General features: G+C 44.5%; 10 protein-coding genes. 8 read left to right on the top strand and 2 right to left on the bottom strand.

The genetic code is table 11. The features are described from left to right. The first annotated feature begins 322 nt into the window (after positions 1 to 322). The 7 genes from ACO6VE_RS06080 to ACO6VE_RS06110 all read left to right on the top strand — a co-directional run bounded on the left by ACO6VE_RS06080 (position 323) and on the right by ACO6VE_RS06110 (position 14587). Positions 323 to 3040 (top strand): carboxypeptidase regulatory-like domain-containing protein, encoded by a 2718-nt coding sequence (locus ACO6VE_RS06080; RefSeq protein WP_422460300.1) that lies wholly within the window; start codon positions 323 to 325, stop codon positions 3038 to 3040. Beyond that, on the top strand, positions 3037 to 8037 hold the full coding sequence (locus tag ACO6VE_RS06085) for a DUF642 domain-containing protein (RefSeq protein WP_422460302.1): 5001 nt from the start codon (positions 3037 to 3039) through the stop codon (positions 8035 to 8037). The genes ACO6VE_RS06080 and ACO6VE_RS06085 overlap by 4 nt, the downstream gene beginning before the upstream one ends. 180 nt (positions 8038 to 8217) lie before the next feature. Continuing rightward, positions 8218 to 11205, top strand: coding sequence for a transglutaminase-like domain-containing protein (locus ACO6VE_RS06090; RefSeq protein WP_422447695.1), 2988 nt, complete (start codon positions 8218 to 8220; stop codon positions 11203 to 11205). Positions 11206 to 11210: 5 nt separating this feature from the next. Next, a complete protein-coding gene (locus ACO6VE_RS06095; RefSeq protein ID WP_422447697.1) occupies positions 11211 to 11462 on the top strand; it encodes a hypothetical protein in 252 nt (83 codons plus the stop codon). A 59-nt stretch (positions 11463 to 11521) separates the two neighbouring features. After that, complete coding sequence (locus ACO6VE_RS06100; RefSeq protein ID WP_422447699.1) at positions 11522 to 11893, top strand: hypothetical protein; 372 nt, start codon at positions 11522 to 11524, stop codon at positions 11891 to 11893. A gap of 107 nt (positions 11894 to 12000) precedes the next feature. Then, positions 12001 to 13118 (top strand): IS3 family transposase gene (locus ACO6VE_RS06105; protein ID WP_422460427.1). Its coding sequence is split into 2 segments (ribosomal slippage): positions 12001 to 12214 and positions 12214 to 13118, totalling 1119 coding nucleotides; the frame shifts between segments, so codons are not numbered across the junction. A gap of 1010 nt (positions 13119 to 14128) precedes the next feature. Continuing rightward, the gene (locus tag ACO6VE_RS06110; RefSeq protein ID WP_422460304.1) at positions 14129 to 14587 is read left to right on the top strand and encodes a pilin; all 459 of its coding nucleotides are present in this window, start codon (positions 14129 to 14131) and stop codon (positions 14585 to 14587) included. A gap of 203 nt (positions 14588 to 14790) precedes the next feature. Here the strand turns inward: ACO6VE_RS06110 and ACO6VE_RS06115 are convergent, their stop codons facing one another. Further along, the gene (locus ACO6VE_RS06115; protein WP_422460306.1) at positions 14791 to 15063 is read right to left on the bottom strand and encodes a hypothetical protein; all 273 of its coding nucleotides are present in this window, start codon (positions 15061 to 15063) and stop codon (positions 14791 to 14793) included. A gap of 458 nt (positions 15064 to 15521) precedes the next feature. Between ACO6VE_RS06115 and ACO6VE_RS06120 the strand changes: the two genes are divergently transcribed. Continuing rightward, positions 15522 to 16262 (top strand): DsbA family protein, encoded by a 741-nt coding sequence (locus ACO6VE_RS06120; RefSeq protein WP_422460308.1) that lies wholly within the window; start codon positions 15522 to 15524, stop codon positions 16260 to 16262. A 350-nt stretch (positions 16263 to 16612) separates the two neighbouring features. Here the strand turns inward: ACO6VE_RS06120 and ACO6VE_RS06125 are convergent, their stop codons facing one another. After that, positions 16613 to 17044 carry a hypothetical protein gene (locus ACO6VE_RS06125; protein ID WP_422460310.1) on the bottom strand — a complete coding sequence of 144 codons (432 nt, stop codon included), beginning with the start codon at positions 17042 to 17044 and terminating at the stop codon, positions 16613 to 16615. Positions 17045 to 17565 lie beyond the last annotated feature (521 nt).

Raw genomic sequence — 17565 nt, forward strand, 5'->3', positions numbered from 1 at the left:
GGAGCTGGGGAGAATGATGCCAACTGCTTCACTCAAGTATCGTTTGCCTGAATATCAAACACTCGTGCATTAGAAACTTGAGAGTCGAGTAAAATGATCAGCCAACCTGCGAAAGGGCCTGTTTTTGCCGTGTTACTTGAGGCTTTAAAACAAGTGCTGTAGTATTGCTCAGGATAATTTATACAACATATGTCGCATACTATTGCGTCAATATTCTTTGTTGTGATTATGGGTTACACGACTTGTAGTAATAGTTGACTAGATGTAGTTGAAGCGAAGCTCGGCTCATTCAACATAATAAAAATATGCAAGGGATAGTAGAGTGCATAAGAAAAGCAAGTATTCATGTTGTTTGATTTTTGCTATCAATCTGTTTTGTCTTCTAAAAATTGGAAGTCTGTGGGCTCTTAATACGAAATTTCTTGAGAAAAATGTAGCAGACAATGGAAGTATTTTTAGTGACTCTGATCTAACCAGCGTTTCAAGATCTACGGTTGAGGCTGTCTTTACTTTGAGGCTTCTGGGAAATGTAGATCCCTCTATTCAGGCTAATGCGCTAAAATATTTGGAGAGTTTTAAGCTGGAGAGTCTTGAAACTGAATCTCTGTCAGCCATTACATTTCATAAAATCAGACAAGGCGTTCCTGTTGCTACTGAACTTGATGAGATCCTGAGTCGTCAAAATCAGGATGGCGGGTTTGGTAGCCATGAGGGATATGATAGTAGTGTATTCGATACGGCTGTAGCGCTTTATGCGATATCACAAGTTTCACAAGATCAAATGGCTGAAGCAGCCGCTATTCAGTACTTGTTAGACAGGCAGGATAAAAGCGGAGCTTATTCTGTCTATGATTCTAATGAGTCTTCCATTCCCGTAACTTCTCTTGTCTATACAGCGCTTCAACCCTACAGGTTTAAATATAAAGATATTCCCGATGCTTTACGTGAAATAGGGTACTACCTGTTAGAAAATCCACCGGTTGATTCTGGTTTGGATGGGGTTTGGAAAAAATCCATTGCTTTGCTTGCAATCATTCCTGAGATTCGGGATTCCCGCCTGTATAGCACCCAGGTAAATGAGTTGAAAGCTAGTCAGCTGTCTGATGGATCTTGGGGTGGAGATGTTTTTGTAACAGCCTTATCTCTCCGGGCTCTTCATCTTGCGAGTAATATCACCTTCCCTGAAGAGCCAACGGCTGGGACATTCAGTGGCAGGGTGTTCTCTGTCAACCAAAACCTCCCGTTGAGTGATGTTGTTGTTAGCGTTAAGGGTCAAGAGGATAGAGCCTCCAGAACCGATGACAAAGGTTATTTTGTTGTTAAAAATGTTGAGCCCGGAAAACATGAAATAGTCTATTCAACTGCAGGTTACCAAGCAGTTAAGCAGACAGCTGAAGTAACAAAAGGCCAGGTTGTAAACCTTGGCTTCGTCAGGCTTCAAGCTGCCCCCAATGTAGTAGTAATCACCGGTGAAATACTCATAACAAATTCTGAAGTGCCCATAAGTGGCGCTACGCTATCGCTTGTAGACGAGAAAGGTGAAGTTAAATACACAATAATTAGCGACAGTTCAGGGCAGTATCAAGCTGAATTAGAACCGGGAAAATACAAGATCAAAGTGACAGTGCCTGGGTATAGAGAAGTTTTTGTGGATGCAGATTTGGAAGCAGGAAAGAAAATGCTCTTTTCCCCATCTCTTGTTAAACAAGGGGAGCCTGAGGACATAAAACTTTCAGTTGCAGGAGTGGTTGTTGATTCAGACTCAGGTCAAGTCATTGAGGGTGTCAGAGTTGAAGTACAGAGTTCTACTGCCTCGGTGTTAACTGATGGCGATGGCCGTTTTGCTCTTGATGATCTGGAAGCTGGAAAGATCACTCTGGTTGTGTCAAAAGGGGGGTATCAGGAAAGGTCGCTTGAGTTTATAGCAAGTGCAGGAAATAAGGTTAATGTAGGGAATGTGCTGCTTGTTAAAAAGTCTGAAGGGGTAGACGACAATAGTTCCTTGTTTGGTAAAGTGATTGATGCTGTCAGCGGACTTCCGATTCAAAATGCTACGATAGCAGTTGATGGTTCGGATCAATCAACAAAAACACTGTCTGACGGAACATACACTCTTGATGAAGTAAAAGATCTGAAATTCAAATTGTTGGTAAGTGCGTCAGGGTATTGGAGTCAACTGCCAGAAGTCGATATGGATGCGCATGGAAGATTACAGTTCAACGTCTCTTTGTCTCCCTCAGATTTGGGTGGTCTTAGCGTTACTGAGCTAGGGGCAGGAAGTTCTGACTTTTCAGCATATGAGCCCATTTCAATTACAGCGACTATTAAGAATGCAGGCGATGTTCCGAAGACTGCGCAACTGTATATAGAAGTTCTGGATAGTGCTGACAGGGTTCTCTTTGCAACACCTGTTGGTAGTATGGCGGGGGGGATTGGACCCGGCGATCCGATTGTGATTCTACCTGAAAAATCTGTTTCTGTAGACGCTAACTGGTTTACCGCGAATAAACCGGCGGGTAGATATCGCATTAAGCTGTCTGCTTATGACAAATTTACAAAGCAACTACTTTCTGAGAAATACTCCACTATTACGATTGTTGAGACTAGCGCATTGGCTCAGGTCAATCTCAGGTTAAACAAAGCATTTACTCATGTTGGCGCAACAGAGCGAGTGTTGTTAATGGCTGATGTAATTAATCGCTCAAACCAGCCATCTGATTTCACCTTTAAAACGATTTGGCGTGATGCTGGCACTGACATTATAAAAGAGTCAGATACAGTGCTGAGCTTGCTTGGCAGTGATACAGAAAAATCAATCGATTTGCTGGATATGGAATACTCCTTCAAAGAAAGCGGGCGCTACCCGTTTACTGTTGAATTGAGTGATTCGCAGTTATCGCCCGAAATTCAGGAAATCTCTGTAGAGGTTGCCCCTACTGTTCGAGTTGAAGCTGAGCAAAGCATATCTGAGAAGGTTATTACTCCTGATGGGGATAGAAAAATCACCATTGAAGTAAAGATCAAGGGAGTTGAGCAATGAGAATCAAGGAAAATGACACCTCTACATTGGTGATGGCTCTCGCCCTTATATTAATAACTGCATTGGTCGCTGCTAATGCTTATGCAAATGGCAATAGTGGTAAAAATTATGTGCTGTCATTTATGCCAAATCATAGTGGTAGTGCTCGCTTATCTGTCATTATATCCAGTGAACAGAGCGCAAGTGGCACTGTACTCATACCAGGACTTAATTTTGTAAAAGATTTTTCGATTGAACCAAACTCTATTGCTCGTATAGAAATCCCATCCAAAACAGATGAGCCAAGCGTAAATAGTATTTCAAATCTTGGGATACGTGTAACAAGCGACGTTAAAGTGGCTGTGTATGGTTTAAGCCAAGAACAACATACAACAGATGCTTTTTATGGATTGTCCGTTGATACTTTGGGGACTGAATATTCGATACTTGGTTACAAGGGGCTCTCAGGAAGCTTGCCCTCTGAGTTTTCAGTAACCGGGGTTTACGATGGTACCGATGTTACCATTACACCTATTTTAAGCGCACATGGCAGGCAAGAAGGAGAGCCGTTTACGGTTACGTTGGACGCTAATGAAGTTTTTTTGTTCAATGATCCCAGTAGTGGTGATCTAACAGGTACGTTAATCAACTCTTCTGCTCCTGTTTCTGTTTTCAGTGGTGTTGAGTGTGCGAACGTACCCGTTGGAGTAAGAGCGTGTGATCACCTGAGCGAAATGCTGCCCCCTGTTTCAACGTGGGGTCGATCATTTGTGACGGTTCCTCTGGCTACTCGGCGAAGTGGGGATGTATTTCGTATATTAGCTTTTTCTGATGATACTGAGGTTAAAATTAACGGAGAAGTTGTTGAGACCTTGAGTAAAGGGAAGTATGTTGAAAAAATATTAAAGACCCGTTCTGTAATAGAAAGTAACGAGCCTGTTCTTGTCGCTCAATACTCTCAAGGGCAAAATAGTGACGGGATTATATCCGACCCCTTTATGATGTTGGTACCCCCTGCTGAGCAATTTTTAAAGAGTTATACATTTGCGTCGCTCGAAGAGAGCCTTGGTTTTGTTAATAACTATGTCAATGTTGTCGTTCCAAAAGATAATATAAATTCCATTGTGCTTGATGGAGAGATCATCTCGTCAGATCAGTTTGAAGACATTGGTAATAGCGGATTCAGTGGGGCACAGATCAAGGTGTCTGAAGGCTCTCATACCATTTCCAGCCCTAATCCCTTTGGTATCTATGTATATGGTTTTGGCAGTTATGACTCATACGGATACCCGGGCGGGATGAACTTTGATTTGATTAACTCCACAGGTGACAGTTTTGCGCCATTCGTTAAACTCATTGAGCTTGATGGAAGCATCGAAGGTATCGCAGGTGATTTTGAAGATCTGAACCTGAACTCATTGATTGATGAAGGCGAAGATCTGAATAAAAACAATAGACTCGATAGACGTACAGAAGACATCAATGAAAACAACCAGCTCGATGAAGGCGAAGACCTGAATGACGATGGCGTGATTGATCGCGATACCGGTATTTTCAGGGTCGAGCTTGAAGAAGGCGCTGAAAACCTGACACTCAAGACTAAAAGCTTTGTTCCTGGCGCGTTAAAGGTGCAGTTCAATATTGATGTCATTAATAAAGACTTACCGGGCAAAGGTGTGCTGGTTATCAGCGATGGGGCTGGGAACAAGGTAAAGAGGGCGATCAGTCTTGATAACAAGAAAAGACTGACCAATGTTCAGGTCATCAGTCAATTGTCTAATGCAGATATCGATCTGGCCAGTAGTTCTTTTTCAATTCAACCCGATAACGTCAGCCAAAAAGATGGAAGTACACTTATTGAATGGCGATTTGACGATATCACGATTGATCAGATTGAGGACCTGAGCTACGACATTACTTTCAAGAACCCTGTGCCAGGCGAAAAAAGAGTGGTGACACAAGCGCTCGATTTATATTACCGGGATATCAACGGTAATGATGTTTATCAGTCACTGGGGCAACAGGTCATTGATGTACTGTCATCACGTTATGTGCCATCGATCGGTACGAACAGTAACCAGTATCCTGCGGATACCGATGTAATGCTCACCGCAGTCGTTCAAAATACGGGTACAACCATTGGCACAGCTGTAGCGGATGTTTCAATATTCGATTCTGAAGGAAGTAAGGTTGCGAAGGTTTCAGGTGAAAAGTTATCCGGAATGGGGCCGGGTGACTCGGTCAGCTTTCAAAGTCTATGGAACACTTCAGATACGGCGAATGGCCAATATATTGCCCGTATAAATGTTAAAGACGATCTCACTGGCCAAATAGCCACTGCCAACAAGAAATTTACCATCAGTGCTTCTGGTTCAGGTGGAGAAGATGTCACGGTTATCAATATTCGAACGACAACCGACAGACAGGTCTACCACACGACCGATAACGTCAAGGCTGAAAACCTGGTTCAAAACTTGTCCGTCAATGCTGTAGCTGAAGCTTCTGAACTTTACGTCACAGTCATTTCGCCGGATGGAACCATCATTTTCAGTGAAGTAATGGATATACTTGAACTGGCGTCTGGTGGTCTGCAGCAAAGATTCAGTGCTATTGATCTCAAGGGGGCTTTGGAAGGAAACTATCAAATTGTAGCAAGGCTGGTGAACAAGGAGGGGGGTGAAATTGTCATTTCCCAGGCCGAATTCCTGGTTCAGGAAAATGCACTTGCTGCGCTTAAGGGAAAAGTGACGGCTGATGAAAGTAAACTGGTGATAGGTGAGCCTCAAATCTGCCATTTCACTGTTGAAAACAGTGGTACTAAAACCTCTGATGATCTGCTGATGAGTCGTTCAATGGTCGATGTTGGAGGGCAAAGTTCTGGCATACAAGGTGAATCTTCAGTGACTCTAAACCCTGGGGCTGCAACTGAATATACTCATCTGATAGATACCGGCAACCTCAACCCTGGTGGACATGCCTGCGTACTACAAACAGAGATTGATGGTGAGCAAGTTGCCTTGGCTAGTGCAGGTTATACGCTTGCTTGTCCTGCCAAGGTGCCCGTAGCAGAAGTAAAAACATCTCAATACAGTACTAATTTACTGGTCAATGGTTCATTTGAACGCCACGGATATCTCAAGTATGGCGACTGGGGTGTCTTCAGACACATACCTGGCTGGGTAGCTCTGAAGAACAAATTTGAAATTCAAACCTCCGGAGTTTCCCAGGCGGCCACGGATGGTAAGGCTGTACTGGAGCTTGATGCTCATCGTAAGGCGTTGATTGCTCAATGGGTTGAAACAGTACCCGGTGATCAGTACTTGTTGATTCTTGATTACTCTCCTCGTGTGGAAGTCGATAGTAAGCCAACAACTAACAATATTGACGTTTATTGGGGTCATGAAAAAATCACGACCCTTGAGGGCGATAAGGTAGGCTGGAAAACACTGCAATTCGAACTGTCAGCGAAATATAATCTGTCGAAATTGGCTTTCCATGCCGTTGGTGAAAGCGACAGTGTAGGCGGGTTGATTGATAATGTTCAATTAAAATGCACTTCATGCCGTTTTAATAACCTCGTGAAAAATGGCTCCTTTGAGCAACACGGCGTACTCGAACAGTTTTACTGGGGGCTCTTTTCAAGCATACCCGGTTGGAGAGCGACCGGACATGAGCAGTTCAAGATCCTCGAAACCCGGACAGGCTGGAGATATAACGCATGGAAACGTAAAGGATGGTCTGCGGAGAGTGATTATAAACTATGGAAGCATAGAGATTGGATCAATGAAAAGAGCCACCATATAGACTATGAGGCTTGGGGTCGTAAGCACACAGACAGATATTTTGAAAATTATATTTGGGATAAGGACTACGATCTCAAAACCTTCTTTGACAAGAGCTGGGCTGTTCATGGTGATGCGGCGCTGAAGCTGGATGGTTATGAAAACAGTTCAATTAGCCAGGATATCACGACCCGGGTTGGGCAGAAGTACAATCTGACTCTTGGCTACGTACCCAGTGTTCACTGGCCAGATGATACCAATGATATTGAAGTTTGGTGGGGTAATGAACACATCGATACGATTTCAGGTGAGCATCACCACTGGACGGGCAAACATTATGAGGTTACAGCCAGCGATGCGAAAACAGCACTGACCCTAAAAGCCGCAGGTACATCAGATGCTATGGGCGGACTCATTGATAATGTGAGCCTGAGCTGTTCATTTGATGACAGTGCTAATGAAAACCTGATTACGAGTGAATCGTTTGAGGATCATTCATCCAGTCGAAACGGCTTTTTTGATTTCTTTGATAAAACGCCTGACTGGAAGAGTTATGGTAAGAATCCCTTTGAAACCCAGTCTGACAAAGAGGCAGGAACGTATACCAGAGAAGGCTGGGCAAGACTGGTTCTGGACGCTCGTGAGAACTCTGAGTTAACACATGTTGTTAAGACGGACGCAGGAGACAGTTATACCCTTGAGTTCAGCTACACACCAAAGGTGGCTCCTTATCACAAGGACAAATGTATGTGGGGGCAATGTGAAACGGCTGATACGAACCAGGTTGAAGTATGGTGGGATGGAAAACGACTGGCTACGCTGGACGGCTCTGACAAAGGCTGGGTCACCAAACGCTATCAGGTGACTGCTTCCAGTGATAGTACCGAACTTGGTTTTAAGGCTGTCGATCAGTCAGGCAGATCGATTGGCTTGATTGAAGTCAGTCTTGTCAGGAACCCCGTTAAGTTAACGATTACTTCTAATCCTGTTACCAGCGTGCTGGAAATTGAACCTTACCAGTACAAGATCGATGTGATCCACGATAAAAAGGCAGTGCCTGTTTTTGAGTTGGATCAATATCCCGAAGGGATGAGTATCAGTGATGAGGGCGTGCTCAGCTGGGATTACCCAATACCCGGAGAATACCCTGTAATTGTGCGAGTTTCAGACGGTTGTGGAGATACTGCGATTCAGTACTTTACTCTGAAAGTTGAACCTCCCCTGCAGTGTCTCTGAGGGAAGTTCCTGAAGAGCAGGTTGAAAAAACAATAATGAAATCGCTGGACTGACCCGACCTGATGGCGGGTCAACCTTCACAAGACAGATAAATACAAGTGGTTGGAATTAGGTATGACAGGGCTAGGGATGGAATCGCTCAGAAGCGGTTGCGTAGGTAAGTTGACATCGATAATCAGTATGAGCCTGTTTACCTTTGTGTTTTATATTTCCCCCAGTGGTAAGGCTGTTGCAGATAATATTGAAAAAGAACAGCAACGACAGGCGCAGATTACAGTGGCTCGTGAGAAGACCCCTGAGCAGAAGCTTTCCCGTCGCCTGCAATCCTTACAGGATGCTGTAGTAAATCAGTCTATGGGTGGAGAAAAGCCGGGCTTATTTTCCACCCTGGCTTTCTGGCAAGATGATGATCCACTCAGTTCTGATAAGCGAGAACAACTGCAAGGGTTGTTGACAGACCTTCTGGCAATAGAAGCTGATGCTATGGGTGGTTTTTATCAGATACAGACTCATATTTCTGATAAAAAGCTTCCAGCCGTAGCTGCCAAACGGCAGGCTGCAGCAATGGCCACTTTCAAACAACAGTTTTCTGAAACTAAAGCCGTTTTGAAAGAACTGTTAACTACGAAGGACCTGGATCGTGCCAATGAGCTCTGGCAACAATTGAAGGCTGTTCTGGAAAATCAGCAGTTCAAACGTTCCCACAGCCCCTTTGATCCCAATAAACTCCCCTTTAGTAATCCGAATAGCAAAGTTCGGGAACCCAAGGTGACAAACTTTGACTTGCAGAGTGCTCTGGGTCTTGATTCCTATAAAGGTGTACAGGTTGCCAGCAATGGGCCTTTGCCATCATCAGTGACTGCAGCACTATTTAGCGCCAAAAACTCAGGGCAGCCTGCCGATACTTTTTTGCAGGAAACACCTGATATAGTGATCACAGATGAGATGCGAACACTGGCTGCTGAGTTGAACTATAACCCAACCGAAATCTATTCTTGGGTACACAATAACATCCGTTTTATTCCCAGCTATGGCTCCATTCAGGGGGCTGCCATGACCCTGGATACTCGCCGGGGTAATGCCACCGACACAGCCAGTTTGTTGATTGGCTTGTTACGAGCCTCCAATATTCCTGCCCGTTATGCTTATGGCACGGTAGAAGTGCCCGTAGAGAAAGTGATGAACTGGGTAGGTGGTGTGGAAGTGCCTGCAGCCGCTCAGAACTTAATGGGGCAAGGAGGTATACCCAATACTGGTTTACTTTATGGCGGTAAAGTAACTCAGATACGAATGGAACACACCTGGGCTGAAGCCTGGGTAGATTTTGAGCCTAGTCGGGGTGTCAAAAACCGTACAGGTGATAACTGGATTCCAATGGATGCCAGCTTTAAACAGTATGAATTCACCGATGGTATGGCACTGCAGGAACAAGTGCCTTTTGATGCCCAGGCTCTGGTAGATGATATCCAGGCCAATGCAACTATTAATGAAGAGCAGGGCTGGGTACAGAATCTGCCACAGCAGTCTATCGAACAGCAATTACAGGCATACCAACAGCAACTGGAAGACTACATTGCTAATCAGAACCCTGATGCCACAGTAGGTGAAGTGCTGGGACTGCAGGAAGTCAAGGTCAAGCCTGCAGCGCCACTGGCAGCAGGACTGCCTTACCGGGTATTGGCTACCAGTGAACGGTTTGCAGAAGTGCCTGAGAAATTGCGTCATAAGTTTAAATACCAGCTGCAAGCCCAGCTTTATGGTCAGCCAGGTACAACCCTCTTTACCTTTGAGCAGCCCACCGTTGAAGTGGCTGGCAAGAAACTCGCACTGTCCTTCCGGCCCAGTACTGAAGATGATGAACAGATCATCGCAAGCTATTTGCCACAACCCAATGAAGATGGCAGCCCAATTGATCCGTCCCAACTGCCCGATACATTACCCGGTTACCTTATTAATATGACCGCGGAGTTTACAGTAGATGGCGAAGTACAGCTGGCTCAGGATGCAGGCACTATGGGAACGGAACTGTATAGTACTATTGGTCTGTACTCTCCAACCCATGGCTGGACTCAGGCAAATAATAAACCAGTAGCGGGTGAATACCGTGCTATTGGGTTGGATTTGCAGGGGGTATCTGCGAAACAGGCAGAACAAATGCAGCAAAGAATGGAAAATACAAAATCCAAGATTGAGTCTTCAGATATATCTGACATGTCCAAGCATGATTTGCTTGGAGATATCGTGTATTCCACTATCTTTAGCTACTTTGGATTAAATGATCTGCAGGATCAAATTGCCGCAGAAAGTAATGATGTTGTGCAATACCGGGCTCCAAGTTTTGGTTTGTTTATGACTAATGTTATACCTATGTATTGGTATGGTATAGCACGAGATGTCCAAACTAATGGTTTAGTTATGGATGTGGATAATTATTCATCCATGAGTATTCATAAAAGAAATGACCTAGCAGCTTGGGTGCAAAATAATCAAACAAGTGGTTCACGCACTTCTGCAATGGAGCATCTTGTGCCAGAACAGCTTGTTTCTTCAAGTGATTCCCCTGTTGAAGGAATCAGTGCAGTCAAAGCTCTAGCTGTAGCTGCTGGTGCAGGGCAGAAAATATTTACCATCACAAACAGTAATTTGGATGAAGTAATCTCTAACATAAAGTTGGATTTAGGAATCAGGCAAGAAATTCGTCAGAGTGTAGAAGCTGGTAAAGTGGTGACAGCACATGAGGAAAATATTGTCTTAAATGGTTGGGTTGGTGCAGGGTATTTGATCATAGATCCAGAAACTGGAGCTGGAGCTTATAAAATAAGTGGTGGTAGTAACGGTGGTTTTATTGACCCCGAAAAAAAAGGTTATGATGATATTCTTGGATTTATTGGTTTTGCATTACCATTTTTAAAAATAACGCTTCTTACAGGTCTCTCTGCGATAATTGCTTTAGGTCTGAATGTGAAAATGATCATGGATTACGCAAAAATTGACCATAAGTGTGAGGGTTTAAATTATTTGATAGCTTTGTCTATTCTAGTAACAGTGTTAGGCCTTTTAGCTTTCTTTTCTGGCCCCTTAATAGCGATAGTAATAATGTATGCAGCTATGCTTTCTTCTAAGGCTGCAATGAGTGTTGCAGAAAGTAAATTTTGCAGGGTTAAATAGTTGCTATGAGCAAAGCTGAATTAATTAATTTTGTTGTCTTTGTAGTGGATATGGGGATAGTGCTTTATTTTACTATGATCGGCTACGGGATCATCAAAGGACGAATATATTTGTTTGGGCGTTGGTATACAAGGAATGTCAAAGAAGAAAAAAGCGACTATTATCAATCTATTGTTGTATATATTGGTGCAGGGTCATTACTTCTATATTTTCGCTTTGTATCATTCCCTGCTGAGTTGTTGCCTCTTGCCAAATGAATAGAAGATGAAAAGAATGGATCCTGTATTAATAGTTATAGAGTTAGGAATATTGATGTATGGCTGTATGCTTATTTATGGCATTTGGAAGAAGAGATAACCCGATAATAGATACTGACCCGTTGGGGTTGCTAAAAGTGTGTCGCCGCCCGCTGTCTTTTGCTGGTGATTATATGAGTTCAGGGGCAACTGGAACAAATCTTGGCATTTTCCATGAGCATGCGTTCTATGAGGACGGTACGGGAGATAATACCGGCTTTACTAAAACCGGGTTATTTGATGACCGAAAAAACATCAATAAATATCAATGTGGTAACACAAGATATGACGACAAGATAATGTGGCAGGCTGAGGCGAATAAAGCCAACGATTGGAAAGAGGGTTATAACTTTGTTACAAACAACTGCCATGACTACATTGAAGTGGTTTAATGACTTAGGACACCTCGTTAAGCACAATAGTGCAGTTGATGACGAGGTAGAAAGTGACAAAGCAGCGTAAGAATTATTCTCCAGAATTTAAGCGTAAAGCCATTGCTATGGTAGTTGAACAGGGGCAGGCTGCTTCAGAAGTGGCCAGAAGTCTTGGTATCCATGATGGCAACCTGAGACGCTGGATACGGGAGCAGAATGAAAAAAAGGAAAGGTCTTTTCCTGGCAAAGGGCAGCAAGCTCTGACGCCTGATCAACAGCGAATAAAAGAACTGGAAGCTGAAAATCGCCAGTTAAAAATGGAGCAGGAAATCCTAAAAAAAGCGACGGCCTTCTTCGCGAAAGAACTGTTGTAAGGTTTGCATTCATACAACAGGAGAAGGTGGCCTATCCGGTGCAGGTACTCTGCAAAATAATGCAAGTTGGGCGCAGCGGATTTTACCGCTGGCAGAAACAACAGACTCAGCAGGAGAACTCCAGGGCTGAACAGTTCCGCCTGGAGGCTGATGCACAGCAGATTTTTGTCGACTCTGATCGCTCATATGGCAGCCGAAGAATGGCAAAAGCACTGCGTAGTAAGGGTTACAGCATAGGTCGTCATCAGGCAACAACACTGATGAAGCGGTTGGGGCTGGTCGTGAAGTATGCGAAAAAATTCAAGGTGACGACGAATAGCAGGCACAAGTTTCCAGTTGCAGAAAACCTCCTGAACAGGGAGTTTGCAGTAACGGAGGCGAATAAGGTCTATACGACAGATATTACTTATTTATGGACTCGCGAGGGATGGTTGTATCTGGCAGTGGTTATGGACCTCTATTCAAGGAAAATCGTGGGCTGGTCAATGAACAGTCGCATGACTACAGAACTGCCGTTAGAGGCGTTGAGAATGGCGTGGTGGAGTCGTAAGCCTGGCCTGGGAGTACTCCACCATTCAGATCAAGGGAGTCAGTATGCTTCTCTGGACTATCAGGCTCAGCTCAGAGAGTACGGCATGATCTGCAGTATGAGCCGTAAGGGAAACTGCTGGGATAATGCGGTGACCGAACGTTTCTTTGGAAGTCTGAAAAGGGAAAGGACTGACCATTATATTTTCGAAACAAGAGCAGATGTTGAAGCAGCGGTTGTTGATTACATTTTGTTCTACAACAACCGCAGACTTCATTCCTATCTTGATTACGTGAGCCCTGTGGACTTTGAGCAACAGGAATTCAGTAAAGCGGCTTAATCAGGTGTCCATTTTTACTTGACCACTACAGAGAACCCATCAAATACATTGGAACCGTGTAACCGTGCATTATTTCAATGTGTTTGATGTGTACAATCTCCGTTCACCCTGAGCGGAGTCGAAGGGTGATTGGCACAGTCTTTATTCAGGGCATGGAGCTTACGCCCTTCGACTCCGCTCAGGACGAACGGAGTTTGGGCGTCATTGATCGAGAGAACCCATCAAATGCATTGGAACCGTGTAACCGTGCATTATTTCAATGTGTTTGGTGTGTACAATCTCCGTTCACCCTGAGCGGAGTCGAAGGGTGATTGGCACAGTCTTTATCCAGGGCATGGAGCTTACGCCCTTCGACTCCGCTCAGGACGAACGGAGTTTGGGCGTCATTGATAGAGAGAACCCATCAAATGCATTGGAACCGTGTAACCGTGCATTATTTCCATGCATTTGATGTGTACAATCTCCGTTCACCCTGAGCGGAGTCGAAGGGTGATTGGCACAGTCTTTATTCAGGGCATGGAGCTTACGCCCTTCGACTCCGCTCAGGACGAACGGAGTTTGGGCGTCATTGATCGAGAGAACCCATCAAATACCTTGGAACCGTGTAACCGTGCATTATTTCAATGTGTTTGATGGGTACAATCTCCGTTCACCCTGAGCGGAGTCGAAGGGTGATTGGCACCGTCTTTATTCAGGGTATGGAGCTTACGCCCTTCGACTCCGCTCAGGTCGAACGGAGTTTGGGGGTTGGAGCAGGTGTCGGCTCGCAAGGAGAGAGTTCTACAAAAGCTGTAACTTAGCAAAACTATGGTTTTAGTGTTGTGACACATTTCAAACCATGTTACTTTTTTCGTGTTCTGCGGGGCTATATAAATGATAACCATAAGCTCTTAGTGGAATACACACTTAGAAAGGACGATGTACCCAGGGTAGGGTGGTTAAAAGACGCATGCCTTGTAAGAAGATGCATGCTAAAAAAACTATAAATGATGTTCCCGGGGGACAGAAAAATGAAAAAACAACAGGGTTTTACTCTGATTGAATTGATGATCGTTGTGGCGATCATTGGTATTTTGGCGGCAGTGGCTATTCCGCAGTATCAGAACTACGTAGTTAAAGCAAAATGGGCCGATAATATTGCAAGTCTTGCTTCTCTTAAATCTGCGATTGCACTCTGTATGCAAGAGAAGAATGGTGATGGTACTCTATGCGATAGTGCAACGGAATTGAGTATTTCATCTCTCCCGAAACCGAGTTATTCAACAACAACAGGTTTGACTCTAACCGGCTCTGCAGCAGTTACTGGAAACAACGCCGCACCAGGCAAGGTGTTAATTGGATATACAGGAAGTGCAGAGGTTGGTTCATATGTTTACAGTGTAAATGGATCGGTAGATGCTAGTGGTACGAAGTTCCAATGGGTAAAAAACGGTAACACCCATACCGTACCTGTCCCATTCGGACTCTAACACCTGAACTCGTTCCCACGCTCCAGCGTGGGAATGCATACGGGAGTTCGCAGATATTTTTTGTCGCAAGTAGTTGACAGGAAGACTCGTGCAGGAATTCCCACGGAGCCCCGTGGGAACAAGGTCAGAACCTAAACGCTGGCCTGAAATACCAAGAAATCATTTTACTCAGCACCTCAAGCCTTCGCGATCCAACCAAAAAATCAAGCATTCGGATCAACAATCACATGAGCGCCCTTTTCCGCCGCCATCTTACGGCAGGCTTTATAGTCACGGTCACTGGTGATATAAAAAGTCGGAGCAATATTGACAGTAAGGTCCGGAGCCATGCCACGTCCACCGGATTGTCTTTCGGCATTGACCTGGCCCATTGAGTAACAGACCATACCTTCTTTCTGAAGATCTTCCGCTTTATCAGCAGCCTGAACAGCACCGGCCAATAACATTCCCGCTACAGCAACAGCAATTACTTTCATTGTTTCAGTCCTTTACGTGTTTTTTTAAGGAACTGTTGTTATCGGCCCCGGCAGCGATCATTTAGCCGCTTAATGGGTTTTTCTGGCGAATGCCTGAAAAGCCAATACAACACCTGAAATGAAGTATATTTGGCTTCTCCAATCTCATTGGCTGATACCGATAATCTGTTCTTTTGGGTACTCCAGCGGTCTTGACGCTACGCTCTCAAGCGGTTTCTTTAAACTATCCCTATAAAAACCATACGCAGGTTGAACCCGATGTACTTTGACCTGGATCAAGTTTTTCCGGAGTCCTGGCTTTTTTGATCAGCAAAGGCAGCGATTAATAAATAACCAGAATAAAAATAGCAATATTTACAAGATTATTGCCTTAACCAATGGCGACTGCATTCCATTACCGCCCGTCAAACCGGTATGATGGTGAAAAACACTTCTGAACATTACATTGGACGTTAACCATGAAAAAGCTGCTGGCCATTGCCGCTACCGCACTTATCCTGCCAATCAGCAGTCAGGCCGCACCGCTGGACCGGGAACAGCAACAACAGGTCAAAGAGCTGGTGCGTGAAGCCCTGATGGAAAACCCTGAAATTTTTCTCGATGTTGTCAATGAGTTGAAAAAACGGGAAGAGTTAGCCAAATCACAGGCGCAAAACTCGGTGCTTACCAGCAATATGGCCGAGCTGTTTCACAGTGATGACCCCTTTGCCGGTTCCTCAACCCCCAAACTGACCATTGCCTACTTTGGTGATGTGAACTGTGGATTTTGCAAACGGCAGGACCCGGTTCTGGAAGTGCTGGTCAACAATTACCCTGATCTGAAAATTATCTATAAAGACATGCCCATCCTCGGGCCAAGTTCAAGAGAGGCGGCTGCGCTCTTATTGGCAGCCAGGGCTGAAGGTAATGAGGCCTATCTTGCGCTGCATAAAGCATTGATGTCTCACCGTGCCCGGCATGACTCGGCTTCCATTGCCAGCATTGTCAGAAAACAGGGGCTGGATGTGGAGGCACTGAAAACCGCCGTAGTAGATAATAAAGAGATTAACAAACAACTGGACCGTAATATCATGCTGGCCCAGAGGCTGGGCATTACCGGAACTCCGGCACTGGTGTTTCCCGATGAGGTGGTGGGTGGGTTTATCCAGGAAAATGTTCTGAAGGAGATGATTGATAAAAGGCTCAGTCAAATCAAATAGGCAGGCGTGAAAGCAACAAAGGCGTGAACTCCGGCTCACTAAGTAGTTGGCCAAATGGAATCGTATATTTCTGGCTAAGTGGGCAGTTACTATGCAAGGCGCAACGTAGGGAGCATAGCCGTAGCTATGTGACCGGAGTTGCAACGCCGCAGAGTGACTGTCCACTTAGTCAGAAATATATGATTTCATTTGGTTAACTACTTATTGTGCCATGCACCCTTCGACTCCGCTCAGGATGAACGGAGATCAGGGTGAATGGCAATCAGGATGAACGGAGATCGTGTTCCAAACCGGCAAGTTAATTAAAGACTGTTCCTGTCAGGCTCTTTAATAAGCAAGGGTTTAAAGCATCAGATTTCAGAAACGATACAGGCCTTGCGATCTTTACCGGTCCGCTCAAGATAGTCTGAGAAATCCGCAGGAATACGCCCGGTTGTTGCCCCTTCCCAATCCACTGATGAACCATCAATGGCTTCGTAGCGAAACAAATAACGCTGGCGTGTTTTTCCTTTACGGCCACCGCTGCTTTTCTCTTCTGACAGTTCTTTGATATCACCCAGGGAGAGACCAAGCTCTTTCATCTGTTTAACCACCGCATCCAGCGCCTCTTTTTTGCGGGCCTGCTCCTCTTCCACCTCCATTTGAGCCATCACTTTTTCTTCGTAAATGGCTTCAATGCGACCGATGACGCGCTGAAGGTCTTCAGCGTGCATATCGTGAAAGAGCTTGCGCACCTGAACTTTAGACTTCAGAACACCGAGAGCTTCATCAAAAATATTCATGGTTTGAACCAATCTGGTAAATCAAAGGATTCATTAAACGCAGGGTTTAAAATTGGTAAAAAACTTAACATTGACAATTCTGCCTGTAAATAGACAAAAACCCGTGCATAGCTGGTAAAAAAGTTGATAAAAAAATGAGCATATTTTCCCATCACCTCGCAAAAATGTGTTTTCAGACATCGTTATGCGTAACAGCCAATTACATTACGACGGAGCCATAAGTCATAAGGGATAATACGAAGAATCAGGTTCCTCATCACATGGTTTGGAGAGTCAGTAAAGGTTAACAGTTAAGGTAGAAATCAGCAGCATGAAACAGGAAAGATTAATTGAAGCCAAAATACTGATCAAAATACTACCAACATAATCATTAACTCGCATTTCAGGAAAAAATAAAAAGTGGCCGCCTGCTTACTTCATGAAAGCCTGATTACTGAGTTTAATTCATATTCAAAAATACGCCAAAAAACGGAATTCTGGCTGAAACTGAATCAATGGATTGAAGCAATAAGTTTCAAGCA

Source organism: Endozoicomonas sp. ALB115 (genome assembly GCF_049310245.1).
Lineage (GTDB): Bacteria > Pseudomonadota > Gammaproteobacteria > Pseudomonadales > Endozoicomonadaceae > Endozoicomonas.

Excerpts from the sequence above, each read along its gene's own strand:
- ACO6VE_RS06085 (WP_422460302.1), top strand. The coding sequence starts at position 3,037 with ATGAGAATCAAGGAAAATGACACCTCTACATTGGTGATGGCTCTCGCC.
- ACO6VE_RS06090 (WP_422447695.1), top strand. The coding sequence starts at position 8,218 with ATGAGCCTGTTTACCTTTGTGTTTTATATTTCCCCCAGTGGTAAGGCT.
- ACO6VE_RS06095 (WP_422447697.1), top strand. The coding sequence starts at position 11,211 with ATGAGCAAAGCTGAATTAATTAATTTTGTTGTCTTTGTAGTGGATATG.
- ACO6VE_RS06100 (WP_422447699.1), top strand. The coding sequence starts at position 11,522 with ATGGCTGTATGCTTATTTATGGCATTTGGAAGAAGAGATAACCCGATA.
- ACO6VE_RS06110 (WP_422460304.1), top strand. The coding sequence starts at position 14,129 with ATGAAAAAACAACAGGGTTTTACTCTGATTGAATTGATGATCGTTGTG.
- ACO6VE_RS06115 (WP_422460306.1), bottom strand. The coding sequence starts at position 15,063 with ATGAAAGTAATTGCTGTTGCTGTAGCGGGAATGTTATTGGCCGGTGCT.
- ACO6VE_RS06120 (WP_422460308.1), top strand. The coding sequence starts at position 15,522 with ATGAAAAAGCTGCTGGCCATTGCCGCTACCGCACTTATCCTGCCAATC.
- ACO6VE_RS06125 (WP_422460310.1), bottom strand. The coding sequence starts at position 17,044 with ATGAATATTTTTGATGAAGCTCTCGGTGTTCTGAAGTCTAAAGTTCAG.